Raw genomic sequence first — 26,611 nt, 5'->3', positions numbered from 1 at the left:
GTTCTACATCTCAGAGAACATAATTTGAGAGTTTATTACATTGATTGTTTCACTCAACACGATTGGCAACGTGTACTCCCCAACAATCTTTGTTGCTAATGCTAAATGACCACGTTTAATTGCTTTATGACTTGTGACTCCAAATTCACGATACAACTGGTTATAGATATCACGGTAGACCTTACCTCTTATTCCTGCATGTTGGTACGCATTAGACTGTTTACCACCTAACAGCGTAACGCCATGACGTTTAACTGCATTGGATATTTCATCACATTCTATTGCGAATAATGGGGCATTTTCTCGTATGTCTTTGACATCTGACTTAATGTGCTGAAGCTCTCGCTTTTGCCCTTCTAGTGCTTCAAAAGTAAGCTTTAGAATACTCATTGGATCTGTAGTAACTTGTTGCTGATTTTTGATGTATTCCTTCATACGTTTAAATTCTTGTATAAATCGAATTTTTGTTTGCACTGCTTCTCTTGTGTTGTATCCGAAAACAACTAGTGTGAAAGCTTCTTCCGTTAAATCAAACTTGGAATACTTTTTCCCACGACTTTCATAATTTGACTCCTTAAAATTTAGGAGTGAAAATTCTTGTCCTGCATATTCCATTTGATTTCTAATATCCGCCATAACGTTATCATGTCGCTTACCAAACATGTTCGCGACTGTTAAACTATCAGTCACTACCTCGCCATTGCTTTCAAATACAAGTTCATTATGTAACGGTTGTTCGTTTGCAACTGTTAATTCATTCATATGAAGACCTCCTCGAATTTAATAATACTTGTCCACTCTATTCACTTGGAATGACTCGTATTGAGTTCGTATGACGATGCACTAAATGTAATTCGCCATCTACTTTCTTAAAAATCAGCCATTCATCTGCATTTAAGTTGTAAGAATTGATATGTATTTTCTCTCTCTTGGTTGGTCTTTTACCGTTTTTCATTCAACTTCCCTCCCTTTCGTTTATTGGGCAAACAGCTCGTCCACTGTTGTTTTGAAGTATTTTGCTAGTTTCTGCGCTTCTTTTAGGGTAAAGTCACTTTTACCGTGTTCCTTAGCAAAATATGTTCTTGGTGCAATATGAATCAAATTTGCCGCTTTCTCTTGTGTCATGCGTTGCTCTTTTCTGGCTATGTATAGGTTTTTGTGCATGGTATCGCTCCTTTTTTAATAATTTCTAGATTTTGCACATATAGTTACCTGTGTTAACTTAATGGTCAAAAAAAATCTATAAACAACTCATCTATAGAAACTTTAAAGATACTTGAAATACCTAATAACTTGGCAGTTGTTGGTTGAAGCTTACCATTTTCCATCAAGTTAACTAAAGAGTGACTACAATTTAACAACTCTCCTAATTCCCTCTGCGAAAATCCTCTATTTTTCCTTAATAAATACAGTTTCTTACCATCAAATCTTTTCATCTTTATCCCCCTTAGTTACTTGTGTTAACATCATACAATGAAATAAAGTCTTCTGCAAACCTTTTTTATGCACTTTAATGGTTTTGTTAAAAAAGCATTGCTTCATTTACTTATTTTAGTTATTATAATCATAGAAATGTTTAATCCAGTTAACCGGAGGGTGTTAGTAATGGTAACATTAGGAGACCGTATAAAATTTATTCGTACAAAAAAAAATATCTCACAACAAGAATTAGCGGACATTTTAAATGTTAATCGCTCTGCAATATCCTTATACGAAACCAATAGAAAAAGCCCTTCGAGAGAAAATACCTATAAAATAGCTACCGTATTAGGTGTATCGATAGATTATTTATTAGGTTTACAAACTGAGACTTCTTTTCAAACTGAAAACATCCATTCTGAAACTGCCCAACTTATGAAACGTCTTGATAATATGCCATCAGAAACAAAACAAACGATTATTAATTTAATTGATGACTTACTTAAAATACACGAAAAAAGCCATGATTAATTATTATTAATCATGGCTTTAATTTTACTAACTGCAAGTATGTATTCTTCATCCTCGCTAAAAATTTGTTCTAACATTAACATTTTTTTAATTTTATCTTCAGTGTTTTCCTGTTTAATTTTTTTTGCATTTATTTTGTTCATTTGTCTAATCTCTCCTATAAGTAATAGTCTCATCACCCATTGTAAATTAGCACCTTTTTTATAATTTTATTACTAATTTTTATAGATGTCTCAAGATTAGCCAAAAAACAAAATGCTTTTTTTTAGCAAAATATATTGACAAATAAAAAAGGCCCACTTAATTAACTTCATTAAGTGGGCCAGCATATTCATCCCCCAGGTTTAATATCCATATAATTAATCTGTTTATCCACAGCCTTTTCTTCTAATCCTTTATTAGCAACGAATGGTATTATCATTAAAGTTAACATCATTGAAAATATCAACATTGTCTTCTTCAAATTCATTCACTCCCACCTCTTGTTTATAGTCCATCATCCATTCAAGTATAACAGAATCTTCCCCACGCTTATATAATTCTCTTGCACTCAGACTGGAAAAAAAATAATTGCCTTGAGTAAAGAATTGTTGAAGACATTTATGTAAACTCTTATTAGAAGTATCTTGCATTGCCTTAAATAACACAATAAAGTCTTCATTTTCTTTCTGATAAAATACTGATGAGAATTTATCAATTTCTCTTAGTACGATAACGGGTTCATTCTTTTCTGATTCGTAATACAATTCGACCAATTTTAAATTATACAATGCTTCAGTTTCTAAAATTTCCTCCCCAATCGCTTTAGATAACTCATAACTCTCTTTTAGTAGTAATAAGCATTTTTGCTTATCTTCAAGTAAATAAGACATACCCATTAAATACGTTGCATCCGAAACCGTCTTTGCGCTAATATTCGCATTTTTTAAGATAGTAGCATATCTTCTTGTTAATTCTTTATTATTTAATCTTAAATGAACAGGTGCTAGAACCTCATATACCTTGTGGAAATAGCAATGTAGAATAAAATCTTTACGCCCACCACTTAACTGCTTAAGCCTCTGTTCTACTTCTTTACCCAATCCAATCATCATTGGAAAATCTTTAGAAAAATAATAATTATAACATTTCATGATATCGATTAATATTCGTAAACAACAATCCGTTGGTTGCCTTAATTCACACAATTTATCAATTAGTGATCTACCATCAATCTCATTCACTATATATTGATACAATATTTCATACACATCCACAAACTCCTGAATACTTCCTTTATCTTTTCGATATTTTCCTATCAAACGTTTTAACAATTCAATATCCCTAGTAATTGAAGCGTACTCAAAGCTTTGTTTGATTAGTTCTGTTGTATCAACTTTCAAGCAAAAGTCACGCATTATAGTTTTGTAGTTTTCATCAGGCAACGTTAATACTTGCGACAATTTCAAGAGACTACAAAAACTAACTGTCCCACTTTTTTTGAACTTAGACATATATTGGGGGCTTACTCCAATAGCCTCAGCAACACTCCCATATGTTAGCTCTGGGCTATTGTCAATTAATTCACAAATTTCAACATGTAGCGGCTTCAAAGTATTCTTCCCTCCATCCGATAACATAAAAAGCCCCACCCTTAATTTTCTCAACTCAGGACACATTTTAAAATTACTAGGTGTGTGTTACACTGACGAGGAACTCGTATGATGCAAGTGTTTGTCCTAAGGTAGCTAGGATGAACGGTGTGAGGGGCTTTGTTTGGGGCACCTCTTACACACGCTCTGCGAGTTTTTATGTTTTTATTCATTTTTTTGTGATTATTCTGTCTATTTACTCTACAGAAACCCATATACTGTATACAGAGCCAATCTTAGCACGGACTCACATTCTATTCCACCCTAAAACTTATTTCTCAATATAACTTCTGAGAAAAATGTTGAAAATATTTGAATGCAGTTTCACATATTTTATATTCGTAATGAACATTGGTTCATTTTTCATTATATTCCACTCAAATCAATGTAGAATCCAGCCATTTTTTAATAATTACACCCAACCAATTTGAAAAAAACATTAAAATATTACAATAAACAAATGTTTAACTTTCTCAATATGTGTCACAACATTATTATGGTAATATGATTTTATCCTTACTTTATGTATCATCCTGATTGGTTTCCCTACCAATCTTTCTCCACTACTATGAGTGGAGAGCTTTATACTATATGTTATTAAAATTAAAATGGTTAAATTCAAAGAGAGGCTCTCAATTTATTTTGAGAGTCTTTTCTTTTGGTAACAAACAAGTTATAATCTACTCAATAAATTGAATTATCAATCTCTACATATACAGGAGGGATTCTTATGGTCATCTACAAAGATAAAGAACGAGGAACATATTTCTTCGTTGTCAGAGTTCGTCAGTTTGATGGCACTCAAAAACAAGTAAAACGCCGTGGGTTTAAAACTAAAAAGGAAGCACGTGAAGCCGAAGCGAAAATGTTAGTTGAAAAAGAAACGAATTCCAGTTTAACGTTTGCTCAAGTTGCGGATAGTTATTTTGATTGGTATTGTCAGAGACGAAAGCAAACCTCAATAAAGGTTATAAGAAATGTAATATACAATCATTTACTACAGGAATTTAGCAAAATCAAAATTGAACAGATCACAGCCAAACACATTATGAATTATCAAAATAAAATCATAAATAGCTATTCCGCTGACCATTTAAAAAAAATTCATACTGTACTCTCTGCCATATTCAACTTCGCAATTAAATTCCATGGAATAACTATTAATCCAGCACGTATTGCTGGTAATTTTGAAAAAGAATCAAATAAACGAATAAATTTCTGGGAATTTGAAGAGTTTCAACAGTTTATTGAAGTTGTTGACAAACCATTATACAAAACGTTCTTTTCAACACTATATTATAGTGGGGCTAGAAAAGGCGAATTATTAGCTTTAACTTGGGCAGATGTTAATTTTGAGGAAAAAACAATTAACATTAATAAAACAGATTATAATAGGCAGATTACTCAGCCAAAAACCAAGGCTTCTAATAGAATTATTATGTTGCCTTCTCTTGTTATAGACTTATTGAAAAAATTAAAAGAACATGCTACATTAACAGCACCAGTAAAAGATGATTATGTCATTTTTGGAGAGTTTCGTAGCAGTATTTCTACAAGCACACTACAATTAAATTATAAAAAATATATAAAGATAGCCCAAGTTAAAAATATTGTGCTCCATGAATTCCGACATTCTCATGCATCCTATCTAATTAATAAAGGCGTAAGCCCTCTTATGGTAGCCCAGCGCCTTGGTCATTCAGATGTAGCAACGACTCTGAACACTTACAGTCATTTGTACCCATCAAAGCAAGCGGAAGTAGTTGCATTTATGGAAAAAGATTTGTCACAAAAGTTACCAAATTGTTGCCGAGATGCTTAAAACCCTTGCTACGATTGTTTTTACAGACACCTAACTCTTCCATATATGTTTGAAATTTTTCATATAAAAATAACGGCGGTGTCTGACTATCATCTCTTTCAACAAATTGTAATAAGTGATCCGTTAACTTCGCTAACACAATATAGTACTCCGTCTTTGAAGCAAACATATTAATCCTTACTTTTTTCCAATACTTTTCTATTAATATTAAAAGTACGATTTTCGTTTGTTGGCCCGCAGGTAGTGTGTAATATTCATTAATAATTCGATTCACAATCATTTGTGCGATTTGTTGCCATTCAAATGAAGAAGGTTCTCTTCTTTTTATATGACGGAAATAAAATTTATGCGGACAACGCATAAAATCATACAAATGATAATCTGTCATCGTTTTGATTGCGATTTTCTCATGCACTTGCTCTTCATCTCCCTTCTGCCATTAAGAAAGGTGTTTTACAAATTCAGCTCCAAACTGTAAACATTTTTCTACATCTTCATCTTCTGGCGTTAATTCTACTTTTAGTCCTTCTAACACAACTGCAGCTCCGCGCTCTTGTAGCTTTTCTATTAAAATGTCAACCGCCACGCCGTATTTCGGATAAGCCGAATCACATGATCCGAATACTGCTGCTTTTTTCCCGGTTAAATCAATAGAATCCATTGCATCATAAAAATCTAAGAAATCATCAGGAAGGTCACCATCTCCCCAAGTGTAAGCACCTAAAATAATTCCATCATACTGTTCTAGTATAGAAGCTTCTGGTGAATCCATAATATCGATAACTTCAATTTCATTTTCTGTTTCACGAATTGCACCCGCAATATGATCGGCCATTTCCTCTGTATTTCCACTCATACTTGCAAAAATCATTACTAACTTACTCAACTGAATCTCTCCTTTTACCTTGTATCTCTTTTTCTGTTGGAAGCGTACTCTTCTCATCTACATATTCAGAACGAATTACATTTCGTTGCCATTCCATATGCTGATTAACATCTTTATTTTTATCTTTTAATCCCCTCCGCAGAAGGTGAAATTTTTTTCTCATTAACATGTCTCATCCATCCTATTGATAATAATTATCAATTTCAACTATCTTTAGATTAATTGACAGTGATTATCAATGTCAATAACTATTTTTAAAAAAATGATTAAAATGTACAAGCTTGTCCGTTAGCTATTCATATACTATAAATGAGCATAGTTCTTTCTCAGCCCTCTCTGACGGAAAGAAATAAAAGCAACTGCGATAGAGCGCAGTTGCCTTTTTTTATACTTTTCTATGATTTTAGTAGTCTTATCGCTGTCTCTAAAAATAATTCCACTCCATAAATTAAAGCTGATTCATCTACATCGAATTTAGGATGATGATGCGGATAACAAGTATCTACCTTTTCATTCCCCGTCCCCAATTTAATGAAGCAACCCGGTGCCTTTCTTAAATATGCTGAAAAATCTTCTCCTCCCATAGAAGGTTCAAGCTTCACAACACGCCCATTCCCAAACAAATGTAGTGCACTTTCTTCTACTACTCTCGTAATATATTCATCATTAATAACCGGATCATATCCGTATCGATACGTATATGTATACTTTCCTCCATGTGCCTTTGTAATTCCTTTCACGATTTGCTCAATTTTCTCTTCTGCTTCTATCCTTAACGCTTGATTAAAAGAGCGCACAGTTCCCATTAAAGTTGCTGCACTAGGAATAATATTATCAGCCATTCCCCCATGAAACTGCGTGACTGAAACAACTCTTTGCATGAAAGCACTTGTATTTCTTGATACGATATGTTGTAAATTTGTAATAATCTGCGCTCCGATAGCAATAGGATCTATCGTTTCTTCTGGCCTCGCCGCATGTCCTCCTTTCCCTTGAATTTCAACTGTAAATACGTCTGGTGCAGCCATCATCGGCCCATACGCAATTCCTACCTTCCCGCTCTCCAATCCAGACATAACATGTAAACCTATTACATAATCAACACCATCCATTACGCCTGCCTCAACCATTTCTTGTCCCCCGCCAGGATACACCTCTTCTGCGTGCTGAAAGAATAGACGAATCTCACCTGCAAAATCTTCCTTTATATTTGATAGTACCTCTGCTGTACTTAACAAAATAGCCGCGTGAGCATCATGTCCACATGCATGCATTATTCCTTTATTCACAGACGTATAAGATTTTCTTGTCTCCTCTTGAATTGGCAAAGCATCTATATCAGCTCGAATCGCAATCACTTTCCCTTGTTCCGTTCCTCTTTTAATTGCTAGTACACTATACTTCGTCGGTCTCGTTACTTCAAAAGAAGAAAATGAACATAATGTTTCATATATAAATTGCGAAGTTTCCTTTTCATGAAATGATAATTCCGGATATTTATGAAAATGCCGTCTCCATTTAATAATATTTTCTTCTGAAATAAGATCCTTCCACATCCTCTTCATCAGAAATGCCTCCTTTTATGAAACTATATCAATTCAAACATTAACTATGAAGAACTCAAAAATTCAAACAAATATTGTATTTATATACATTCACACAATCCACTTCCTATTTACATATCAAACCCATTACAAATTGATGCTGAATGTAATATAATTGCTAAGTTAGGGATTTTCTTTTTTAGTATTTAGTGCTAATATCAGAAAAGAGCCTTTTGACTTATTTTTACCTAAAATGTGGAATTTTGTTTTTTTCACAATAATGTAGGACATGATACCTACAAAGAGCTATCATTTCATTAAGAGAGGGAAAGACATGGAAAGATTAAAAGAGATATGGTCTCGACCACTCACACAATGGGTTGCAAAGACGGTTTATTACCTTGCAATTTTATTTGCATTACTTTGGTTGTATGGATTCCATGATACAAACACAAGTACATTTATTTACAACGAATTTTAGGGTGGGAACGTTATGAAGTTATTAGAACAAATTGAAAAGTGGGCTATTGAAACGCCTGATCAAACTGCTTTTGTTTGGCGAGATGCGAAAATTACGTACAAACAATTAAAGGAAGATTCTGATGCGTTAGCACATTGGATTTCTTCTGCGTATCCAGATGATCGTTCACCAATTATGGTGTATGGCCATATGCAACCTGAAATGATTATTAACTTTTTAGGATGTGTAAAAGCTGGACATGCTTATATTCCTGTAGATTTATCTATCCCAGCTGATCGTGTACAACGTATCGCTGAAAATTCTGGTGCGAAACTACTTTTATCAGCAGCAGTAACTGTAACTGATTTACCAGTTCGCATTGTAAGTGAAGACAACTTAAAAGATATTTTCTTTACTCATAAAGGGAACACTCCAAATCCTGAACATGCGGTAAAAGGTGATGAGAACTTCTACATTATTTACACATCAGGAAGCACAGGTAATCCGAAAGGGGTTCAGATTACTTATAACTGCCTTGTAAGCTTTACAAAATGGGCTGTAGAAGATTTCAACTTACAAACAGGGCAAGTATTCTTAAACCAAGCACCTTTCTCATTCGATTTATCTGTCATGGATATTTACCCATCATTAGTAACAGGTGGTACACTTTGGGCAATCGATAAAGATATGATTGCACGTCCAAAAGACTTGTTTGCTTCTTTAGAGCAATCGGATATACAAGTATGGACTTCGACACCATCTTTCGCAGAGATGTGTTTAATGGAAGCATCTTTCTCTGAGAGTATGCTACCGAACATGAAAACATTCTTATTCTGCGGTGAAGTGTTACCAAATGAAGTAGCTAGAAAATTAATTGAGCGTTTCCCGAAAGCGACAATTATGAATACGTACGGTCCAACAGAAGCTACTGTCGCTGTAACAGGTATTCACGTTACAGAAGAAGTGCTTGATCAATACAAATCACTTCCAGTTGGCTACTGTAAATCAGATTGCCGCCTTCTTATTATGAAAGAAGATGGTACGATTGCACCTGATGGTGAAAAAGGTGAAATCGTAATTGTCGGTCCAAGCGTAAGCGTTGGATATTTAGGAAGCCCTGAATTAACAGAAAAAGCATTTACTATGATTGACGGTGAGCGCGCCTATAAAACAGGTGATGCTGGCTATGTTGAAAATGGTCTTCTATTCTATAATGGTCGTCTTGATTTCCAAATTAAGCTGCATGGTTATCGAATGGAATTAGAAGAAATTGAGCATCACCTTCGTGCGTGTTCTTACGTAGAAGGAGCAGTTATCGTTCCAATTAAAAAAGGTGAGAAATACGATTATTTATTAGCGGTTGTTGTTCCTGGAGAACATTCATTTGAAAAAGAATTCAAACTAACATCTGCAATTAAAAAAGAACTCAATGAGCGATTACCAAACTACATGATTCCACGTAAATTCATGTATCAATCTTCTATTCCAATGACACCAAATGGAAAGGTAGATCGCAAAAAATTATTGAGTGAGGTTACAGCATGACCGCATATGGATCATTTTATTTTTTCGCTATAGTGGGCATTTTATTAATACCTACTATCATAGCTGGATTAAAAGGTAAAATGTTGCGTAAATATAATGCCGTTTTAACATTAGTCATGCTTGCTATTATCTTCTCGGATAAACCGAAGCAAGCGATTATGTTAGCCGCATTTATTATTTGGCAATATGCCCTAATTAAAGGCTATTTAATTTTAAGAAAACAAAATAATAGTACATTCATGTTTTGTATAGCTGTTATTTTATCGATTTTGCCACTTATTTTGGCAAAAATCGCACCATTTGTGCCTGAATTACATTTTATTGTTTTCGCAGGTATGTCTTACGTAACATTTAGAGCAGTACAAATGGTCTTTGAAGTTCGTGATAATTTAATTAAAGAACTTTCCTTCTTTAATTTCTGGGAATTCGTTTTATTCTTCCCTGCGATTTCAAGTGGACCTATCGATCGTTACCGTAGATTCCAAAAAGATATCCAAAAGCCACCTAGCGCTGAGGAATATCAAAAGTTACTATATACAGGGCTTAACCGTATTTTCCAAGGTTTTCTGTATAAATTTATAATTGCGCACTTGATAACAACATATCTTGTAAAGGCAGTATTCGCCAATCAAGATACACTTTTATCTAATGCGATTTTTATGTACGCTACTAGCATGCAATTATTCTTTGACTTTGCAGGTTATAGTGCGTTCGTAATTGGTATCAGTTACATGATGGGAATTAAAACTCCTGAAAACTTTAATAAGCCATTCCTTAGTCGTAACATTAAAGACTTCTGGAACCGCTGGCACATGAGTTTATCATTCTGGTTCCGTGATTTTATTTACATGCGTTTCGTCTTTTTTGCAACGAAGAAAAAGTTAATTAAAAACCGCTACACAATTTCGTATATCGGTGCATTTTTAAACTTCTTCATCATGGGAATTTGGCACATCCAAGGAAGCGCTGTTGCGCAGTATGTTATTTATGGTCTATATCATGCCGCACTGTTTATTTTATTCGATATTTTCGAGCGAAAAAACAAGAAGCATAAGTTTTGGCCAAACAATAAATTTACACATGTCCTTGCGATTGTAATTACGTTCCACGTTGTATGTTTCGGTTTCCTAATTTTCTCTGGACACCTTAACAGATACTTTTAATGCACCATTCTTATACTAGTAAGAAGTTGCACATATAATATATTTCGGATATAAAGGAGATTTTAAAAATGGCAGAATTTAAAGAGCAAGTATTAGATATTTTAGAAGAAGTATGTGAAAACGATATTGTGAAAGAAAACTTAGATGTTCAATTATTTGAAGAAGGTATTCTTGATTCTTTCGCTGTAGTATCTTTATTAGTTGAATTCCAAGAGCGTTTAGATATTGAAGTTTCTATTTCTGATTTTGACCGTGACGAGTGGGCTACACCAAACATGGTTATTAAGAAGTTGGAAGAAATCCGATGAACAAAGCAAAATTTGGTCCGATGCTTTTAGCATTGGCCCTTTTTGCTGTATTCTTACTTATTCCAACGCGCTTTCTACTTCCACTTTTAAGTGACGAAAAAGTAGAACAAGCTGCGACTTCTTTAAAAGAAGAAAAGATTCAAAGTATGATATTACAGCAAAAGATGTTAGAAGACCCGAAATACCTTCCGATGTACGGTTCATCGGAATTCGCACGTATGGATGCTTTCCATCCATCAAATTATTTCAAAGTAAAGCCTGAAGGGTTCACACCATTCCTACTTGGACGCGGAGGAACACAAGACCTTGTACATGTGTTAAACTTTGCATCTACTATGGATCAATTGAAGGATAAGAAAATGGTATTCGTTCTTTCTCCTCAATGGTTTGTACCACAAGGTATTGATGAAACACACTTTGCACCTAACTTTTCAAAACAACAAGGCTATCACTTGCTTTTCAATGATGACTTAAAGCCTGAAATGAAAAAGCAAATTGCAAAACGTTTATTAAACTTTGAAATCGTCAAGAAAGAAACTTTACTAAAAATTTCGCTTGAAGGTATCGTTTATGATGATACAAAGCATAAAGTAAAAGCACTTGCTGCTAAACCTTTCGCTTATATTTATCGTAACATTTTAGATCGTAAAGATTTATTTACAGCAATGTTTGATATTAAACCGCATAAAGAAAAACTTGACCCTTCATTAAAACAAATGAATTGGGAAGAAGCTCGTAAGCATGCAGATCAAACGGGTGCAGTAGAATCCGGATCTAACGAATATGGTATCGAAGATGATTACTTCAACAGTAAAATCAAGAAGAAATTAAAGCAGCGTGAAAGCTACTTAAAAAATGATGCTTATGATCAATCGCCAGAATATGAAGATTTACAAATCGTACTTGATTTATTAAAACAATCTGGTGCAAAACCACTCTTCATTTCTGTTCCTGTAAAAGGTCCTTGGTACGATTACGCTGGCTTCCCGAAAGAACGCCGCGAATTGTACTATAAGAAAGTTCGTGAGCAAATTGAGAAAGCTGGCTATCCAATTGCTGATTTCTCAAATCATGAGTATGATAAATACTTCTTAAAAGATCATATGCACTTAGGTTGGAAAGGCTGGGTTTATATCGATGAGGCCATCCAACAATTTTATAAAACAAACTAACGAAAAGACCGCTTGAATTATTCAAGTGGTCTTTTTCTATATATATTTTGCAATTGCTCGATTACGTTATCTGCTTCTTTCATAACTCGCTCCACTACATGCTGAGCTGATTCTATTCGAGCTAATGATGACGCTTGTCCGGCCCAAAGCGACATGTATTCTCCTTTATTTTGTTTTGCTGCTTCTTGGCGTATTTTAGAAGTTAATACATTTTGTACTGGATACATCGGAAGCCCTTCTTCTTTCCCTTCATGTTTCTCTATAAATTCATTACGAATACCACGTGCATATTTCCCGGAAAACGCACGAGTTACAGTTGTACTCGTATCTGTACTATGTAAAACCGCTTCTTTATACACATCATGCGTAATACTTTCTTTACTCGTTAAAAAAGCTGATCCCATTTGAACAGCTTCTGCTCCCAGCGTAAATGCCGCCACAAGCCCTTCTCCGTTCATTACACCACCTGCTGCAACAATTGGGATATGCGGGACTGCTGCTACTAACTGCGGAATTAATGCAAACGTCCCAATCATAGCGTCCTGTTCTTTCCCAATAAACGTTCCTCTATGCCCTCCTGCCTCACTACCTTGACCAACAATAATGTCTACTCCTAATTCAGCAAGCACCCTCGCCTCTTTCACATGAGTAGCTGTTCCGATGATTTTTATTCCTCTTCTTTTTAAGTTATCTATTTCTTCTTTTTCTAACGTTTGAAATGCAAAACTAACGACTGGTACGTTTTCTTCTAATAACACTTGTAATTGTTCTTTATAGCTTTTTGGAAGCTTTAACGTCTCTTCTTCCTCTATACCAAATTCTCTATTCACTCCGCTAAGTAATACCTTTGCCACGTTTACTTTCTCTTCTTCTATCTGTATCTCTTTCGTTAACAGTAAATTAACACCGAAAGGCTTATCCGTTCGTTCCCTTATTTCATAAATCGCTTCACGAATTTGCTCAGGGCTCATATAGCCTGCTCCAAGCGTTCCTAGTCCTCCGCTATTACTTACAGTTGCAACAAGCTCAGGCGTCGTAATTGCACCTGCCATACCTGCTTGAATGATGGGATACTTAATTTGTAATAGATCTATTACGCGACTTGTAAACATCATTTCTCCTCCTATTCCCCTTATATCTTCTTTATTTGACAAACTTTCCCCTTCTTTTACAAGGGTTGAACTTCATAGGAAGCGAATATATTGAAAGGGAAGGAGGCTGAAAACAATGATATATCCAAATGCGTTACAACAAGGTGATACAGTAATGGTTATTGCACCGTCCGGGCCACCAACAATTGAAAATGTATTAAAAGGTGTAACCGTATTACAAGAAATGGGTTTATCTGTAGTACTCGGGAAGAGTGTTTATGAGAAGTATGGATATTTAGCTGGAAGTGATCAAGTTCGTATTGATGATATACATGAAGCATTTACAAATCATGAAGTAAAGGCCATTTTCTGTGCACGAGGTGGTTACGGAAGTGCTCGTCTCCTCCCTCACATTCAATATGAAATCATTCAGCAGAATCCAAAAATCTTTTGGGGATATAGCGATATTACAGCTTTACATACGGCCTTTTCACGTTATGCAAAGCTCGTTACTTTCCACGGCCCAATGGTTGAAGAATTAGGAAAAGTTGTAGATTCTCTTTCTTTATCTTCTTTCAATCAACTATTTCATCCGTATTCCACCATCTTACCTGCTTCAGAATGTATCGTACCTACCTCTCCATGTACAGTTACAGGCACATTGACGGGAGGAAATTTAACTGTATTAACGAGTATAATTGGCTCACCCTATGAGATAAATACGGCGAATAAACTTTTGTTGCTTGAAGACATTGGGGAAGAACCGTATCGCATTGACCGTATGTTAAATCAGCTACTTTTATCTGGAAAGTTTAATGAATGTAGCGGTGTTATTTTTACAAGTTGTCACGACTGCACTCCTTCTAAACCATCTCAATCATTGCAAACAATACTATATGAATATTTTGCACCATATCATATACCTGTCCTATTCGGTTTACCGATTGGACATATAAGCCCAAACATTGGGATTCCTCTTGGAGCTACAGCGACAATAAATACAAATAATAAAACACTCTCTATTTCTTCTGGCGTAGCCAATCCGTATTCAAATTAAAAAGGAAAAGCGATTCCGCTTTTCCTTTTATTTATAATAATTAAAAATTCGTCCAGATGCGATATCTGCAACTTCTTCTGGAATAAATGTTTTACTTATATCAGTGCCAACATTTAATACTGCTGTAGCATCTTTCTCAATGCTACCAAATAATTCTTTTCCACGTATCGTAATAAGGGGCGTTCCTTCTGGCAACACGTCTTTTACAAATTCCATTTGTGTAAAGAACGGAACGATCCATCTACCCTCTCCTTGGAAATGACGCAAACGAAGTATTCCTTCTGTTGCCCCTTCCTCTGCTTCTAGTGAACCAGCAACATAAAACTCAGTAGATAGGAGCAATTCATAAAATTCCTTCTGCTTTTGTTTATCATCCCCTGCTACAACTAGTACTTCTTCTATTCTCTTTACCGGAATTTGCTCCATATGATGCCACCCCTATTTTCAAAATGATTGTACTTAGATTATACGAAATATTCTTATTTTTTTCTACATAATTCGCAATTATTTTCTTAAAATAATTTTAAAACTTCTTTTGTCGTCACAATCGTAGCAAACTCTTCATGTTGAAACGCCTTTTGTACATCAATTATGATAAGTGCTGTTTGATGATTCTTCATTTTCCCTTTCATTCGGCTGTAATTGAAACAGAAAACCAAATTGTTGTGACGCAGTAATAAAACAAATATAAGCACAAAGCTCTACAATTTCTTTTTCCGTCCAATATTGTTTCAATACATGAAACATATTATCATCTATCGCCTTTTTATCGTGAACAAATATATGTGCAAAAGTAACTGCGACACTCATTTCTTCTACCCTTTGCATATCATCAGGTCTTCCCTTTGCCATACAGTACGGACATTCATTCCCGTACGCTAATGTTCGTCTTACTTGCTCCTTCAGCTCTGCCGACAGAGTTCCTTTACTATATAGTGTATTCTCTACCATACTCCATGAATGTAATAGATCCGGATTATGGCCTAATAATTTTTGAAACTTTGTATCTCCTACATTTGATAATGAAATTCTCTCCATTTTTTCCCCTCCTATTTCCTTCTGTTTTATTGTAAAATAAATAAGGTTCACTTTACATTTCATATGAATCTTAATTTATATTTTTCCTTTACAAAAATCATTATTTTATTGGAGGTATATTTACAAATGCAACTAGACCGTGTTGATCGAAAGATTTTAAATGAATTATATAATGATAGTCGCCTTTCCATGCGTGAATTGGCGAAACGAGTAAACTTATCTGCTCCGTCTACTGCAGAACGTGTTCGCAAACTTGAAAGTGAAGGCGTTATTCAAAAATACACAATCGATATCGATTATAAAAAAGCAGGACTTGTTTTAGATTGTATTTTAGAAATCACTTTAAAAAATGGTGACACAACACGTATGCAGCAGTTTATTCAGTCTTATCCATCTGCAAGTTTTTGTTACCGAGTAACAGGAAGCTTATGTTACATTGTAAAAATTTCTGTTCCTTCACTCGTTGAACTTGAAGATTTTATCAATGATGTTTCTTCATATGCAACGACAGTTTCTCATATCGTATTATCAGAAGTATCTCTTACTCCGGACATTGAACATATATTCCCAGAAAATTAATTTATTTTTATTCAAAAAACATTTAAAAACCCCTTACATTAAGAATAAAAATAATATATCATGTATTAAAATACATAAAGTTCGGGAAAGGGGCTTTACATTGAAAATCTGGTTTTATGAAAAAACGGCACAATTAGATGACTTACTTGGCATTTGGGATAATGTTCCCACTATCCCTCGAATTGGTGAAAAAGTGGAGATTTTAAAAACAGTCCGCACTGTTACAGATATTAAATATGTAAAGAACGGTAATAATTTTCGTGTAGAAATTATTACAAATTAAAAAGTAGCTCTTAAGGAGCTACTTTTTAATTACCTATCATGCACTTTCTTTATAACGATTTTATCTTCTTCTACAGATACTGTTACATAATCATTTTCTTCTAACCGAAGCTTATTTACTGCTTCATCTGGTAGCTCTACAGCCATCAGTCTATCTGTTACGATCACTTGACTATACACTTCATTTTCTTGTAATGCACTCACCACTTTTTCCTCATTAAAAAAACGTACTGGTGGCACACCTACTTCTTTTACTGTACGCCATTGCTTCCAAACGTAAGGAATTAACCAAAGTAATCCAACAACTGTCAGACCGATACCGATCCATAAATTACTTTGCGCTTGTAATTCAAGAATTGAAATTGCACTACTCTCTTCTCCACCGACAAATTGCATACTTGTTGCAATCAAATTATTTAGAGCGTGTACAGCGATATTCGTCCATATATTTTTTGTCTTTATGTATAAAAGACACATTACAACACCAAACATGAACGCACCAATAACATCAAAATGTCCTAGACCAAAAATAAGTGAAGATATGATTACAGCTTTTTTAATTCCCCATTTATGAGCCATTCGCTGTAAAAAGAATCCCCTAAAAATAACCTCTTCCATAATAGGTGCTAATACACATGCTGAAATGAAAGTAAATATCGTCATATATATGTTACTCGTATTAATAACATTTCCGTCTTCTAGCATAGTAACTAAGAAATTCGGTAACGTATGTGCTAATATGTAAAATTGAATATGAGATATACCGACTGAAAAAATCATTCCCATTATCGTTGCTAATACAATTAATCCCCACGGTAAACGTCCTGGCTTATCAAAAAAACTATTAAATACAACATTATTTTTATTTGTTTTTACGTATAACCAAAATAATGGAAATACAAAAAACACAGTTATTTGTGAAATAACCTCCATCGTATTCTCAGAAACATTTGATAGACCTAATGGGATCATCGTAAGGAACAATCCTATAATCATCCATCCAAAAAAGCTACGTAGCCTTATACGTGAAAATGCATAGTGCATATAGAACACCCCCAAAGATAATAAAAATAAATGATTGGATAGCTAAATTATAATATGAATATAGTTGAAAATCTTCCTATTTCTCTCATATACTTTCAAATAGCATATCTCTTAAAATATATAGTAATCATTTTATTTAATATACCGTATCGCTTTTCTTTAAGCTGAAAGATAGGAGAAAGTTATGTAATAAAAATCCCCGTTTATACAAGCGGGGATTTCTTTTATTATAATACGTCACGTTTTTGGAATAATGCACTTGATGCTACAAGTAATACAATAAAGTATGCAGCTACAAGTAATAATGAAGTTGTAAATGTAAACTCTGTAAATGTTGGTTCCGTTCCGCCACTTACTAGTTTATTGCTATCGTACACACTTAAATTTAAATGGAAAAACACTACAAATTTAGCTACACCTTTTGCAAACATCATCAGTACCATATTAATTGGTCCTTGTAAAAAGAAGAGGAACATCGTAATAATTAATGGTAATACAGATTTTCTAAATACGTTTGCTAAGAAAAATGCAAGCGTCGCAAAGAAGAACGGCGAAAGTACTTGATATAAAGTAGATTTCATTACGATTCCTACCGTTAATTCTGTTTTACTACCATCCATTACAATGCCGCCAATGATCATTGCAATTAACGTGCTAGCAAATATGATAAATACTATAGTAAGTAACACTGTAATATATTTAGAGAATAAAACTGTCATTCGTTTTCTTGGACGGATTAATAACTGCTTAATTGTACCTTTTTGGAACTCATCAGTAATCATACGAGAAGCAATCGTAATCCCAAAAATTGTTGCAAACAAAGTAATTAAACCAATCTCTGAACTTGCAAAATCTAAATATGATCCTTTAAATTCACTTCCGTCTCCCCATTTCAGCATCGCTAAAACTCCCAAAATCTCCAATACTGCAATGACACCAATTAAAATATACATACCTTTTTTCGCATGTAACTTTAAAAATTCATTTTGAATTAATTTAAACATTACGCTTTCACTCCCCCTGTAATCGCTAAGAACTCATCTTCTAACGTTTTAGTTTGAACAGTAACTCCGTATACAAGCACATCGTCATTTACAAGTTTTTTTACAAGTTGTGGGATTTCTTCTTTCATTACAGATACTGCAATTACATTTCCTTGCGTCTTACCTTTAATGATTTCATTTGCTTTCTGTACTTGATCTACTTCAAACGCTACAACTACTGTCTCATCGTGTTTCGCTTGTTCATGTAAGTTGTACTCTTGCACAAACTCACCTTGCTTAATAATAACGACGCGATCACACATTAGTTCAATTTCACTTAATAAGTGACTTGATACGATTACAGCAATATTCTCTTCTTTCGCTAAACGTTGTAAATAATCACGAATTTGGCGAATACCAGCTGGATCTAATCCATTTGTCGGCTCATCTAAAATTAAGATTTTCGGCTGATGAAGTAATGCCTGTGCAATTCCTAGACGTTGTTTCATACCAAGTGAATATGTTTTCACCTTTTTATGAATTGCATGTTCTAATTCAACAAGCTTTACAATCTCAGCAATGCGCTCTTTACTAATTGGTGTAATTGCCATATTCGCAAAATGCTTTAAGTTTTGCATTCCAGTCATATAATCATATAGTTCAGGATTTTCTACAATCGCTCCAATTTGCTCTAGCGCCTTTTCACGCTCCGTGCGAATACTATGACCACAAATTGTAATATCGCCCTCTGTCATTGATATAAGACCTGTCATCATACGAATTGTCGTCGTTTTACCACTACCATTCGGTCCAAGAAACCCGTACACTTCCCCTTCACGAACTTCAAATGATAAACCACGGATAATTTCCGTCCCACCAATCTTTTTTCGAACATTCTCTAACTTTACTACTACATTTCCCAATTCTGATTCCTCCTTTAGACTTCTAGTTTTTTATCGATTATGCGACCTGTTATATAAACAAGTAGAACAAATATACCGATTGAAAAAGTAAGACTATATAAATTCATAAGTCTTTCTGGATATAGTATGAGATTCATATCCGCCGATTCATCTATATAAACTAATTTTTTAATAAAAGTAGGTATAGGCGCAAGTCGGCCCAGCATTTCATATATCATATTGATTACTTTCGTTACTAGTAAAAATAAGAAGAAAATAATTACATACTCCATTTTTTTCTTTTTCAAAGAAAATACTTTAACGCCAGCTACTGTAAAAAGTAAAACTAACAATACACTTGATAAATTAAATACATATAACACGCTACTAAATAACTGCTTTACCATATCTAGTGTAAGTGTACTTTCGGTAAATAACAATTCATAAAGTTCTGTACCTTTTATTACTTTCATCGAAATACTATAGAAAAATATAACACCTATTAATTCAAAACACATTAAGCTAATTGCTGCATATGACAATATTGCTAAAACAATTTTTTTACCAGATATCGGTGTTAACCGAAATAATTTACTTTCAGTCATTTTCCCAAACGCAGACATCGCCTGCAGAAATACTAATACCGCAAAAATTAAATAAACTAAGAATACTAAAGCAATTGTAATCATTTGCCTTACTTCTCCTGATTCTTGTTTAATATAATTCCCCATACTTACAAAAGCGACAGCTGCAATAAATATGAATGACAATAACGAAATAAAAATTTGTTTTTTATTCGCATTGTACATATATATTAAACTGGCCTTCATCTACTAAACACCTCCTTAAACAAATCCGTAACAGCTTTTCCTCGTTGGAAACGTAATTCCTCTACATTTTCATGCAGTACACTTTCACCATCTTTTAAAAAGATTACTTCGTCAAAAATATTTTCCACTTCTCCAATTAAATGTGTTGCAATTAAAATGGTACAATCTTCGCGATAAAACTGTAAAATAAGTTCTAATACGTGTTCTCTAGAAACAAGATCAATTCCACCCAGCGGTTCATCTAGTACGTATAACTTCGCTTTCCTCGAAAATGTTAAAATAATTTGTAGCTTTTCAACCATACCTTTTGATAAAGCTGTAATTTTTTCTTCTAACGGTATTTTAAATTCCGCAATCGTATCTACCGCTTTTTGAATATCAAAGTCTTTATAGAAATCTCGATAGAAAAATAAAGAATCTTTTACCGTCATCCAATCATCAAATACTGGTTTATCCGACATAAAAGAAACAATTTCTTTCGTTTCTAATCCTACCTTTTTACCAGCGATTGTAATACTACCTTCGGAAGGGTGCTGCAGACCGGCAATCATTTTCAATAACGTCGTTTTCCCGCTCCCGTTATCTCCAACGAGTCCTATAATTTTCCCTTCCGTAATCTCTATGTTTAATTCACGGATCACTGCTTTTAACCCGTATCTCTTCCATAAGTTTTCTATTTTTAATAACTCTGTCATTCGCTCTCCTCCCTCTTCTCATGTAATGAAGAGCGAAGGATTGTAAGAATTTCTTCTTCTGAAAAACCTAAATTGTCCATTCCATCTATAAAAGAATGAAGTAATTCTTTCGCCATCTCTTTTCGCAGCTCCATAATTTTCTCCCCTTCATTCGTTACATATCGTCCCATTCCTCTACGCGTTACAACAACCCCATCCCGTTCTAACTCTTGAAATGTACGCTGAATCGTATTTGGATTTACTTGTAATTCACTCGCTAATTCACGTACAGAGGGAATTTTATCACCAGGCAATAAACTTCCTGTTACAATTTCTTTCTTTATGTATTCCATTACCTGAATGTAAATTGGTGTATTTGGAGAAAACTCTATTTTCATTTCTTCCCTCCTTTTGTATTGGTGTACTAGTTAAATAATACACTGATACAAAAGGATTGTAAATACCCATTTAATTACAAAAAAGTTCTATCCATTAGCCAGATAGAACTTTCCAAACAGAAATCGTTATACAAAAATAATAGTGTTATGTAAACAAACTCATAAAGAAAAGCTGTCTTATCAATGAATAAGACAGCTTTTCTTTATGAGTATATATTAAAAATCAAACACGAAGTCATCATCAGCTAACTTTTCAACGTTCGTTGCTTTTACGTAACCATTTCCTTTTACAGAGAAGAAATCATGGTTTTTCGTATCTGTACGTAAACCATTTAAAACGATTGGGTTAATTTCTTCCTCTTCAAACTTCGGCTCAAGTCCTAAATTCATAAGTCCTTTATTCGCATTGTAACGAACGAAACGATTTACATCCTCTACAAGACCGATAGAAGTGTAAATTTCTTCTGTGTATGCCATTTCAATTTCATATAGTTCCATTAATAACTCTTGTGTTTCTTTTTGCACTTCTTGTTGATCTTCTGCAGAAAGTTCTGCGAAGAGTTGTTGTGCTAAAATACCGACGAATACGCCGTGAATGGACTCATCACGAATTATTAGGTTAATAATCTCACCACTTGCCGTCAATTTACCTTGACCTGCTAAGTAAAGCGGATAGAAGAATCCACTATAGAATAAATAACTTTCTAAGAATACACTTGCTACCATTGCCATGTATAACTCTTTTTTCGTTACTTCAGGCTTTAATAAACGACGATAATAACTAGTAACAATACCAGCCTTTTTCTCAAGTAATGGATGGTTGTCTACCCAGTCAAAAATATCATCGATTTCTTCTTCAGTAGCTAACGTTGTGAAAATATGACTGTAACTCTTCGCATGTACTTCTTCCATAGCTCCCATGAAAGCTAATACACTTTTCGCTTGTAAATTTTCAAGATGAACAAGTACAAGTGGCATCCCTTCGCCACCTTGTTTCGTATCTAAAAGTGTTAAACCACCTAATACACGCTTATAAGCAACCTGCTCTTCTTTTGATAATTGTGCCCAAGTATTTTTGTCAGAAGATACCGCGATTTCTTCTTCTGTCCAAAACTGAGCGATGTTTTGCTTCCAAAACATTAAACTAAAATCATCTTCTTTTTTGTTCCAGTTTACCGCACGCATTCAATCGCCCCTTCTCTAAATAAACATGAAAAATTGATAACTAAGCATGAGCAGGGTTCAGAAAACCCTGCTCATGATGTCTCACTTTTTATATTAAACGGTACAAGCTACGCACTCTTCCACGCTTAACTTACGTGTTCTCGTATAATAAAGACTCTTTAAGCCTTTTTTATGTGCATAGATGTAGTAACGTGCTAATTCACGTGTTGAAATATCACTATTAACGTAAAGAATTGTACTAATTCCTTGGTCAATATGTTCTTGGATTTCTGCGATTAAATCAATTAATTTAAACTGATTCATATCGTAAGAAGATTTATAGTACCAGAACGTATCTTTTGATAAATACGGCATTGGATAATATGTTGTCGCATTCGCATATGTTCTTGATTCGATTTGACTTACGATCGGCATTACGCTTGAAGTTGCATTTTGAACGTAACTGATAGATTGTGTTGGAGCGATAGCAAGACGGTATGAATTATATAATCCATTCTTCTTCACTTGCTCTTTTAAACTTGTCCAATCATCTTTTGTTGGAATATGAATTCCTTCAAATAGTTGCTGAACTTTTTCAGTTACTGGGCTGTAATCTGTCGTTTCGTACTTTTCAAAGTATGTGCCATTCGCATAATCAGACTTATCGAAGTCTTTAAATGTTTCGCCTTTTTCTTTAGCGATTTCCATACTTTTCTCAATAGAGTAGTAATTTAACATCATAAAGAATGTACGAGCGAACTCTTTCGCTTCTGCACTTTCATATGCGATTTTGTTTTTTGATAAATATCCGTGTAAGTTCATTGCGCCAAGTCCAACTGAATGAAGCTCATCATTTGCTTTTTTCACAGTTGGTGCATTCGGAATGATCGTCATATCAGACACAGCTGTTAAAGCTTCCATTCCCGCATGAACAGCTTCACGAATTTCTTTATTTTCCATTACATTTACGATATTTAACGACCCTAAGTTACAGTTAATATCACGACGGATAATGTCATCTGTACCGTAATCGTTAATTTCAGAAGTTTCTTGAAGCTGGAAGATTTCTGTCTCGAATGTTCAACTGAGTCCGCTACTCCTCAGTCCGTTGCTCATGCAACTGCTGTATGTCACCATACAGGACAGACTATATCATCACCTACAGCATTACCTGATTAGGTGCTCCGCTTTTCGAACGCCAATCGCTTGCGCTCTACTCCCCTAAGGGATAGTCGTTAGGCTTTTACTTATCTTAATCTTTCAGAAAGTCTCTTATTACTTTATGTTGTCCCATAACTCTGCTATACAAAATAATAAGATACATTCTGAACTTTTATATTTTCATTCTAAGATAAGATTTAGCACGGTAGGTTACCTCAAATTTGAGGCTTTCCCCGTTTAGCGGAGTTTTCGACTAGCATTTCTACTAGAAGGTGCTACATATTTAACACAAGTTCGACATCTTCACAGTTCCAATATCCTTCAGTGGATGTTGGTTATTTGCATTTGATTTAAACATTAAGTATGGGTAACCAGACTCAAGCTGAATCATAGCAATTTTAATAAGCATATCACGTGCACTAATATCAAGCGGCTTCTTCTTCACTTTCGGATTGCTCATTAATTCATCGTACATTTCATCGATATCAATATCATCTAAATGCTTTCCGTATTCTTTATACACCGTATAAGGCGCGAAAACATGGAAAGGTTCGTTTTTCTCAGCAAGCTCGAAGAACTTACTTGGAACGATAATTCCGATTGATAGAGACTGAATACGGCTCTTCTCATCGGCGTTTATTTTTTTTGTATCAAGGAATTCAATAATATCCCAATGGAAAATGTTTAAGTATACTGCGCCGGCACCTTTTCGTTGGCCAAGCTGATTCGCATATGAAAACGAATCTTCAAGTAATTTCATAACAGGTACTACACCACTTGCAGCATTATCGATACCTTTAATTTGCTCACCGCGTGCGCGTAGCTTAGATAAGTTTAAGGCTACTCCACCGCCGATTTTTGATAATTGCATTGCAGTATTAATGTTAAAACCGATTGAATTTAAGCTATCATCCATCTCTAACAAGAAACAAGACACCATTTCTCCTCTTCTGCTTCGTCCCGCATTTAAAAAGGTTGGTGTCGCTGGTTGGTAGTTTTGTTTTACAATCATGCTTGCGAATTGTTTTGCCTTCGCAACATCACCGCGTCCTAAGTATAATGACACAATTGCTACACGGTCTTCATAGCTTTCTAAGTATTGTTTTTGATCATTTGTTTTTAACGCATAATCTTTGTAGAACTTAGATGCTGCCATATAAGATTGGAACTCGAAGTTTTCACCATAAGCGATGTTATATACTTCTTCTACTTCCTCCAAGCTATACTCGTCCAGAACATTGTAATAGTAATCATGTTCTTTCATATATTCCATTCGCTCTGCCACGCTATTAAAAGGAACGGTATTCTCTCTAGCTTCTTCCATAAAGACTTCTAATGCCTCTTTATCTTTATGAAGCTGATAAAAACCGTCCTGCATTTGCGTGATTTCATTATTCAGTTCAATGTGTCGCAATCTCCCGCACCCTTTCCTTAAAATATTCTACATCGTTATTTGTTCCTGATAACTCAAATTTTGATACAATAGGCACTTCATATTTAGCAGAAATTTTGTCAGCACTTGCACCGAACATGTCTCCCCAGTTACGATTGCCGCTTGCAGATACGCCTTTTAATTTTTCATTATTGCGCTCTAAAAATTCTAAAACACGTTCTGGTACATTGCCAAAACCTGTTGTATACGTAATTAAAACAAAGTCTTCATCTATTACTAGATCTTCACCAATTTGAACGGCCGGCATATTTAATTTGTGAATGAAACGCTTCACGTTTCCTGTCATAGAATCATATGCAACTATCATTTCCGACCCTCCCTCTCCAATCTATACTCTCTGTATGTTGTTTCTTGATTTCTCTATATATTGTATTACGTTTCAAAATAAGACACAAGATATATGTATAAATTCTTTCTTTTTTTAAATTTTACTTTTCGACAAGACAGTCGATTTTTTTCAATACAATGACTATGAAACAACATTCTAAAACTCATGTCAATAAAGTGCTTTTCAAAAAAGTTGTCAACGAATTTAACCTTATTTTTAAAAAAGTTGCCAATATATTTTGTCATAAAACGGCAAATGCTGGAGGAATATATTTCTCCAGCATCACGCAAAAAAGAACAGACATGAAACGATAATCTGTTCTAAAAAACGATTACATTTATCAATTTTACTTTATTAAATATTATACATATACTTTCGGTTCGCGTTACATACTAAAAGATAACTATTATAGAAAAAGATTATTATTATGGAAATTCAATTTATTTATGAAAAGATTATTCAGAGTGCTGAATACGCAAAATATCTTTTACAAATATATGATGTGGATTTTCATCTTTATCAATCATTGTACATACAGGAGCTTCTTCATCAAAGTACACAATCATTCCTTCTACGTACTGATATGTATGTTGAACTTGTACAGTTACTTTAATTTCTATAGCCTCTTCATATGCTCTTTTTATTTTCTGAAGCATTTTTGCCGAACATTTTCGTTTCTCTGGGTACATTACCATCCCCATAAACCTATTTCCAGCTCTATCTTTCCACATATAATCCCAATGTGGTAATATGCCTTGTTTAAAATCGCCCATAATTCCCCTCCCTATATTCTTCTAGTTACGAACGTGGCGTTTCTGAATATGTATAAATTACTTGTCCGCCGCGCTGTGCGTTCCCAATAATATGTTTAAAATCTTCTCGACTTACTACAACTTCTCTGAACGTATAAAATACATCTTTCGTAACAACATACTCCTTTATTTCACCATTTTTCAGCTGATCCAAAATTGCATTTGCTAATTCTTTATCCATGTATTTCACCTCTATGCAATATTTTATTTTATCGTATATTCTATAGGTCAACAACTGTAAAATTATCCAGGTGCTATACCTTCATTTCATTTTCATTATTCACAAACGATATCACTTTACTATATGTCCACTAAATATCATATACTAACATAG

At 34.3% G+C, this 26,611-nt stretch carries 33 protein-coding genes and 2 pseudogenes; 10 read left to right on the top strand and 25 right to left on the bottom strand.

Features of this window, described 5'->3' with window-relative positions; genetic code table 11:
- Positions 1-3 precede the first annotated feature (3 nt).
- From QCI41_RS25295 to QCI41_RS25280, 4 genes are all read right to left on the bottom strand, one after another.
- Positions 4-762 carry an ORF6C domain-containing protein gene (locus QCI41_RS25295; RefSeq protein ID WP_353836372.1) on the bottom strand — a complete coding sequence of 253 codons (759 nt, stop codon included), beginning with the start codon at positions 760-762 and terminating at the stop codon, positions 4-6.
- 37 nt (positions 763-799) lie between these two features.
- Positions 800-955: a DUF6906 family protein gene (locus tag QCI41_RS25290; protein ID WP_262787139.1), complete on the bottom strand. Its 156-nt coding sequence runs from the start codon at positions 953-955 to the stop codon at positions 800-802.
- 20 nt (positions 956-975) lie between these two features.
- Positions 976-1,164 (bottom strand): helix-turn-helix transcriptional regulator, encoded by a 189-nt coding sequence (locus QCI41_RS25285; protein ID WP_000549469.1) that lies wholly within the window; start codon positions 1,162-1,164, stop codon positions 976-978.
- Between the two features lie 65 nt (positions 1,165-1,229).
- Positions 1,230-1,436: a helix-turn-helix domain-containing protein gene (locus tag QCI41_RS25280; RefSeq protein ID WP_000819158.1), complete on the bottom strand. Its 207-nt coding sequence runs from the start codon at positions 1,434-1,436 to the stop codon at positions 1,230-1,232.
- Positions 1,437-1,605: 169 nt separating this feature from the next.
- Between QCI41_RS25280 and QCI41_RS25275 the strand changes: the two genes are divergently transcribed.
- Entirely contained in the window at positions 1,606-1,950 is a 345-nt protein-coding gene (locus QCI41_RS25275; protein WP_327927285.1) for a helix-turn-helix domain-containing protein, read from the top strand.
- Here the strand turns inward: QCI41_RS25275 and QCI41_RS25270 are convergent.
- Together QCI41_RS25270 and QCI41_RS25265 are read right to left on the bottom strand one after the other, a co-directional pair.
- Positions 1,947-2,093, bottom strand: coding sequence for a hypothetical protein (locus tag QCI41_RS25270; RefSeq protein ID WP_179880316.1), 147 nt, complete (start codon positions 2,091-2,093; stop codon positions 1,947-1,949). The genes QCI41_RS25275 and QCI41_RS25270 overlap by 4 nt on opposite strands.
- 255 nt (positions 2,094-2,348) lie before the next feature.
- On the bottom strand, positions 2,349-3,569 hold the full coding sequence (locus QCI41_RS25265; RefSeq protein ID WP_353836373.1) for an AimR family lysis-lysogeny pheromone receptor: 1,221 nt from the start codon (positions 3,567-3,569) through the stop codon (positions 2,349-2,351).
- A 742-nt stretch (positions 3,570-4,311) separates the two neighbouring features.
- Here QCI41_RS25265 and QCI41_RS25260 point away from each other — a divergent pair.
- Positions 4,312-5,403, top strand: a complete 1,092-nt coding sequence (locus tag QCI41_RS25260; RefSeq protein ID WP_353836374.1) for a tyrosine-type recombinase/integrase — start codon at positions 4,312-4,314, stop codon at positions 5,401-5,403.
- A 25-nt stretch (positions 5,404-5,428) separates the two neighbouring features.
- On the opposite strand, the pseudogene QCI41_RS25255 reads toward QCI41_RS25260, so the two are convergent.
- From QCI41_RS25255 to amaA, 4 genes and pseudogenes are all read right to left on the bottom strand, one after another.
- A pseudogene (locus tag QCI41_RS25255) lies at positions 5,429-5,818 on the bottom strand (hypothetical protein); the annotation flags it as partial.
- A 24-nt stretch (positions 5,819-5,842) separates the two neighbouring features.
- The gene (locus tag QCI41_RS25250) at positions 5,843-6,289 is read right to left on the bottom strand and encodes a flavodoxin (RefSeq protein ID WP_000041146.1); all 447 of its coding nucleotides are present in this window, start codon (positions 6,287-6,289) and stop codon (positions 5,843-5,845) included.
- Entirely contained in the window at positions 6,282-6,458 is a 177-nt protein-coding gene (locus QCI41_RS25245) for a hypothetical protein (RefSeq protein WP_353836375.1), read from the bottom strand. The genes QCI41_RS25250 and QCI41_RS25245 overlap by 8 nt, the downstream gene beginning before the upstream one ends.
- A 226-nt stretch (positions 6,459-6,684) precedes the next feature.
- Positions 6,685-7,854 (bottom strand): N-acyl-aliphatic-L-amino acid amidohydrolase, encoded by a 1,170-nt coding sequence (gene amaA / locus QCI41_RS25240; RefSeq protein WP_353836376.1) that lies wholly within the window; start codon positions 7,852-7,854, stop codon positions 6,685-6,687.
- Between the two features lie 313 nt (positions 7,855-8,167).
- Here amaA and QCI41_RS25235 point away from each other — a divergent pair, with 313 nt between their 5' ends.
- The 5 genes from QCI41_RS25235 to dltD all read left to right on the top strand — a co-directional run bounded on the left by QCI41_RS25235 (position 8,168) and on the right by dltD (position 12,481).
- Complete coding sequence (locus tag QCI41_RS25235) at positions 8,168-8,314, top strand: teichoic acid D-Ala incorporation-associated protein DltX (protein WP_000440293.1); 147 nt, start codon at positions 8,168-8,170, stop codon at positions 8,312-8,314.
- A gap of 12 nt (positions 8,315-8,326) precedes the next feature.
- A complete protein-coding gene (gene dltA / locus QCI41_RS25230) occupies positions 8,327-9,838 on the top strand; it encodes a D-alanine--poly(phosphoribitol) ligase subunit DltA (RefSeq protein ID WP_353836377.1) in 1,512 nt (503 codons plus the stop codon).
- Positions 9,835-11,001: a D-alanyl-lipoteichoic acid biosynthesis protein DltB gene (gene dltB, locus QCI41_RS25225; RefSeq protein ID WP_223698170.1), complete on the top strand. Its 1,167-nt coding sequence runs from the start codon at positions 9,835-9,837 to the stop codon at positions 10,999-11,001. The genes dltA and dltB overlap by 4 nt, the downstream gene beginning before the upstream one ends.
- Positions 11,002-11,069: 68 nt before the next feature.
- Positions 11,070-11,309, top strand: coding sequence for a D-alanine--poly(phosphoribitol) ligase subunit DltC (gene dltC / locus QCI41_RS25220; protein ID WP_000807310.1), 240 nt, complete (start codon positions 11,070-11,072; stop codon positions 11,307-11,309).
- Positions 11,306-12,481 (top strand): D-alanyl-lipoteichoic acid biosynthesis protein DltD, encoded by a 1,176-nt coding sequence (dltD, locus tag QCI41_RS25215; protein WP_353836378.1) that lies wholly within the window; start codon positions 11,306-11,308, stop codon positions 12,479-12,481. Before dltC ends, dltD begins: the two co-directional genes overlap by 4 nt.
- A gap of 17 nt (positions 12,482-12,498) precedes the next feature.
- On the opposite strand, the gene QCI41_RS25210 is transcribed toward dltD, so the two are convergent.
- Positions 12,499-13,593 (bottom strand): NAD(P)H-dependent flavin oxidoreductase, encoded by a 1,095-nt coding sequence (locus QCI41_RS25210; RefSeq protein ID WP_353836379.1) that lies wholly within the window; start codon positions 13,591-13,593, stop codon positions 12,499-12,501.
- 115 nt (positions 13,594-13,708) lie between these two features.
- Here QCI41_RS25210 and QCI41_RS25205 point away from each other — a divergent pair, with 115 nt between their 5' ends.
- The gene (locus tag QCI41_RS25205; protein WP_353836380.1) at positions 13,709-14,629 is read left to right on the top strand and encodes a S66 peptidase family protein; all 921 of its coding nucleotides are present in this window, start codon (positions 13,709-13,711) and stop codon (positions 14,627-14,629) included.
- A 27-nt stretch (positions 14,630-14,656) separates the two neighbouring features.
- Here QCI41_RS25205 and QCI41_RS25200 read toward each other — a convergent pair whose 3' ends face one another.
- Positions 14,657-15,055, bottom strand: coding sequence for an SseB family protein (locus QCI41_RS25200; RefSeq protein ID WP_243499727.1), 399 nt, complete (start codon positions 15,053-15,055; stop codon positions 14,657-14,659).
- Positions 15,056-15,214: 159 nt separating this feature from the next.
- On the bottom strand, positions 15,215-15,730 hold the full coding sequence (locus QCI41_RS25195; RefSeq protein ID WP_353836381.1) for a carboxymuconolactone decarboxylase family protein: 516 nt from the start codon (positions 15,728-15,730) through the stop codon (positions 15,215-15,217).
- Positions 15,731-15,793: 63 nt separating this feature from the next.
- Between QCI41_RS25195 and QCI41_RS25190 the strand changes: the two genes are divergently transcribed.
- Together QCI41_RS25190 and QCI41_RS25185 are read left to right on the top strand one after the other, a co-directional pair.
- Positions 15,794-16,246 (top strand): Lrp/AsnC family transcriptional regulator, encoded by a 453-nt coding sequence (locus QCI41_RS25190; RefSeq protein ID WP_001175493.1) that lies wholly within the window; start codon positions 15,794-15,796, stop codon positions 16,244-16,246.
- 100 nt (positions 16,247-16,346) lie between these two features.
- Positions 16,347-16,529, top strand: a complete 183-nt coding sequence (locus QCI41_RS25185) for a DUF3913 family protein (protein ID WP_000707107.1) — start codon at positions 16,347-16,349, stop codon at positions 16,527-16,529.
- Positions 16,530-16,558: 29 nt separating this feature from the next.
- On the opposite strand, the gene QCI41_RS25180 is transcribed toward QCI41_RS25185, so the two are convergent.
- The 12 genes and pseudogenes from QCI41_RS25180 to QCI41_RS25125 all read right to left on the bottom strand — a co-directional run bounded on the left by QCI41_RS25180 (position 16,559) and on the right by QCI41_RS25125 (position 26,458).
- The gene (locus tag QCI41_RS25180; RefSeq protein ID WP_353836382.1) at positions 16,559-17,572 is read right to left on the bottom strand and encodes a CPBP family glutamic-type intramembrane protease; all 1,014 of its coding nucleotides are present in this window, start codon (positions 17,570-17,572) and stop codon (positions 16,559-16,561) included.
- A 227-nt stretch (positions 17,573-17,799) separates the two neighbouring features.
- A complete protein-coding gene (locus tag QCI41_RS25175; RefSeq protein WP_046958217.1) occupies positions 17,800-18,576 on the bottom strand; it encodes an ABC transporter permease in 777 nt (258 codons plus the stop codon).
- Positions 18,576-19,478, bottom strand: coding sequence for an ABC transporter ATP-binding protein (locus tag QCI41_RS25170; RefSeq protein ID WP_046958218.1), 903 nt, complete (start codon positions 19,476-19,478; stop codon positions 18,576-18,578). The genes QCI41_RS25175 and QCI41_RS25170 overlap by 1 nt, the downstream gene beginning before the upstream one ends.
- Positions 19,479-19,492: 14 nt before the next feature.
- Positions 19,493-20,287, bottom strand: a complete 795-nt coding sequence (locus tag QCI41_RS25165; protein WP_353836383.1) for an ABC transporter permease — start codon at positions 20,285-20,287, stop codon at positions 19,493-19,495.
- Entirely contained in the window at positions 20,284-20,982 is a 699-nt protein-coding gene (locus QCI41_RS25160; protein ID WP_046958220.1) for an ABC transporter ATP-binding protein, read from the bottom strand. Before QCI41_RS25160 ends, QCI41_RS25165 begins: the two co-directional genes overlap by 4 nt.
- Positions 20,979-21,359 carry a GntR family transcriptional regulator gene (locus tag QCI41_RS25155; RefSeq protein WP_097918466.1) on the bottom strand — a complete coding sequence of 127 codons (381 nt, stop codon included), beginning with the start codon at positions 21,357-21,359 and terminating at the stop codon, positions 20,979-20,981. Before QCI41_RS25155 ends, QCI41_RS25160 begins: the two co-directional genes overlap by 4 nt.
- A 216-nt stretch (positions 21,360-21,575) precedes the next feature.
- A complete protein-coding gene (nrdF, locus tag QCI41_RS25150; protein WP_097890383.1) occupies positions 21,576-22,544 on the bottom strand; it encodes a class 1b ribonucleoside-diphosphate reductase subunit beta in 969 nt (322 codons plus the stop codon).
- Positions 22,545-22,637: 93 nt separating this feature from the next.
- Entirely contained in the window at positions 22,638-23,588 is a 951-nt protein-coding gene (locus tag QCI41_RS25145) for a ribonucleotide reductase large subunit (RefSeq protein ID WP_319805905.1), read from the bottom strand.
- Between the two features lie 382 nt (positions 23,589-23,970).
- Positions 23,971-25,098: pseudogene (locus QCI41_RS25140) on the bottom strand (ribonucleotide reductase N-terminal alpha domain-containing protein); the annotation flags it as partial.
- A complete protein-coding gene (gene nrdI, locus QCI41_RS25135; RefSeq protein WP_000634376.1) occupies positions 25,085-25,444 on the bottom strand; it encodes a class Ib ribonucleoside-diphosphate reductase assembly flavoprotein NrdI in 360 nt (119 codons plus the stop codon). The gene nrdI and the pseudogene QCI41_RS25140, both read right to left, overlap by 14 nt.
- Positions 25,445-25,920: 476 nt before the next feature.
- A complete protein-coding gene (locus tag QCI41_RS25130; RefSeq protein ID WP_353836384.1) occupies positions 25,921-26,238 on the bottom strand; it encodes a hypothetical protein in 318 nt (105 codons plus the stop codon).
- Positions 26,239-26,263: 25 nt separating this feature from the next.
- Positions 26,264-26,458, bottom strand: coding sequence for a hypothetical protein (locus QCI41_RS25125; RefSeq protein ID WP_000356682.1), 195 nt, complete (start codon positions 26,456-26,458; stop codon positions 26,264-26,266).
- Positions 26,459-26,611: the final 153 nt, after the last annotated feature.

Source organism: Bacillus cereus group sp. MG4 (genome assembly GCF_040460055.1).
Lineage (GTDB): Bacteria > Bacillota > Bacilli > Bacillales > Bacillaceae_G > Bacillus_A > Bacillus_A wiedmannii.
The sequence above is the reverse complement of the archived record's forward strand: the minus strand, read 5'-3'. Positions and strand labels throughout refer to the sequence as shown.

Bases quoted from the DNA above. Each gene is read 5' to 3' on its own strand.
- QCI41_RS25180 (WP_353836382.1), bottom strand. From the start codon at position 17,572: ATGCACTATGCATTTTCACGTATAAGGCTACGTAGCTTTTTTGGATGG.
- dltD (WP_353836378.1), top strand. From the start codon at position 11,306: ATGAACAAAGCAAAATTTGGTCCGATGCTTTTAGCATTGGCCCTTTTT.
- QCI41_RS25210 (WP_353836379.1), bottom strand. From the start codon at position 13,593: ATGTTTACAAGTCGCGTAATAGATCTATTACAAATTAAGTATCCCATC.
- QCI41_RS25130 (WP_353836384.1), bottom strand. From the start codon at position 26,238: ATGGGCGATTTTAAACAAGGCATATTACCACATTGGGATTATATGTGG.
- QCI41_RS25195 (WP_353836381.1), bottom strand. From the start codon at position 15,730: ATGAAATGTAAAGTGAACCTTATTTATTTTACAATAAAACAGAAGGAA.
- QCI41_RS25265 (WP_353836373.1), bottom strand. From the start codon at position 3,569: ATGTTATCGGATGGAGGGAAGAATACTTTGAAGCCGCTACATGTTGAA.
- QCI41_RS25285 (WP_000549469.1), bottom strand. From the start codon at position 1,164: ATGCACAAAAACCTATACATAGCCAGAAAAGAGCAACGCATGACACAA.
- dltB (WP_223698170.1), top strand. From the start codon at position 9,835: ATGACCGCATATGGATCATTTTATTTTTTCGCTATAGTGGGCATTTTA.
- nrdF (WP_097890383.1), bottom strand. From the start codon at position 22,544: ATGCGTGCGGTAAACTGGAACAAAAAAGAAGATGATTTTAGTTTAATG.
- QCI41_RS25235 (WP_000440293.1), top strand. From the start codon at position 8,168: ATGGAAAGATTAAAAGAGATATGGTCTCGACCACTCACACAATGGGTT.
- nrdI (WP_000634376.1), bottom strand. From the start codon at position 25,444: ATGATAGTTGCATATGATTCTATGACAGGAAACGTGAAGCGTTTCATT.
- QCI41_RS25270 (WP_179880316.1), bottom strand. From the start codon at position 2,093: ATGAACAAAATAAATGCAAAAAAAATTAAACAGGAAAACACTGAAGAT.
- QCI41_RS25155 (WP_097918466.1), bottom strand. From the start codon at position 21,359: ATGAAAATAGAGTTTTCTCCAAATACACCAATTTACATTCAGGTAATG.
- QCI41_RS25200 (WP_243499727.1), bottom strand. From the start codon at position 15,055: ATGGAGCAAATTCCGGTAAAGAGAATAGAAGAAGTACTAGTTGTAGCA.
- QCI41_RS25125 (WP_000356682.1), bottom strand. From the start codon at position 26,458: ATGGATAAAGAATTAGCAAATGCAATTTTGGATCAGCTGAAAAATGGT.
- QCI41_RS25160 (WP_046958220.1), bottom strand. From the start codon at position 20,982: ATGACAGAGTTATTAAAAATAGAAAACTTATGGAAGAGATACGGGTTA.
- QCI41_RS25290 (WP_262787139.1), bottom strand. From the start codon at position 955: ATGAAAAACGGTAAAAGACCAACCAAGAGAGAGAAAATACATATCAAT.
- dltC (WP_000807310.1), top strand. From the start codon at position 11,070: ATGGCAGAATTTAAAGAGCAAGTATTAGATATTTTAGAAGAAGTATGT.
- QCI41_RS25245 (WP_353836375.1), bottom strand. From the start codon at position 6,458: ATGTTAATGAGAAAAAAATTTCACCTTCTGCGGAGGGGATTAAAAGAT.
- QCI41_RS25280 (WP_000819158.1), bottom strand. From the start codon at position 1,436: ATGAAAAGATTTGATGGTAAGAAACTGTATTTATTAAGGAAAAATAGA.
- QCI41_RS25175 (WP_046958217.1), bottom strand. From the start codon at position 18,576: ATGTTTAAATTAATTCAAAATGAATTTTTAAAGTTACATGCGAAAAAA.
- QCI41_RS25275 (WP_327927285.1), top strand. From the start codon at position 1,606: ATGGTAACATTAGGAGACCGTATAAAATTTATTCGTACAAAAAAAAAT.
- QCI41_RS25190 (WP_001175493.1), top strand. From the start codon at position 15,794: ATGCAACTAGACCGTGTTGATCGAAAGATTTTAAATGAATTATATAAT.
- QCI41_RS25205 (WP_353836380.1), top strand. From the start codon at position 13,709: ATGATATATCCAAATGCGTTACAACAAGGTGATACAGTAATGGTTATT.
- QCI41_RS25295 (WP_353836372.1), bottom strand. From the start codon at position 762: ATGAATGAATTAACAGTTGCAAACGAACAACCGTTACATAATGAACTT.
- dltA (WP_353836377.1), top strand. From the start codon at position 8,327: ATGAAGTTATTAGAACAAATTGAAAAGTGGGCTATTGAAACGCCTGAT.
- amaA (WP_353836376.1), bottom strand. From the start codon at position 7,854: ATGAAGAGGATGTGGAAGGATCTTATTTCAGAAGAAAATATTATTAAA.
- QCI41_RS25260 (WP_353836374.1), top strand. From the start codon at position 4,312: ATGGTCATCTACAAAGATAAAGAACGAGGAACATATTTCTTCGTTGTC.
- QCI41_RS25165 (WP_353836383.1), bottom strand. From the start codon at position 20,287: ATGAAGGCCAGTTTAATATATATGTACAATGCGAATAAAAAACAAATT.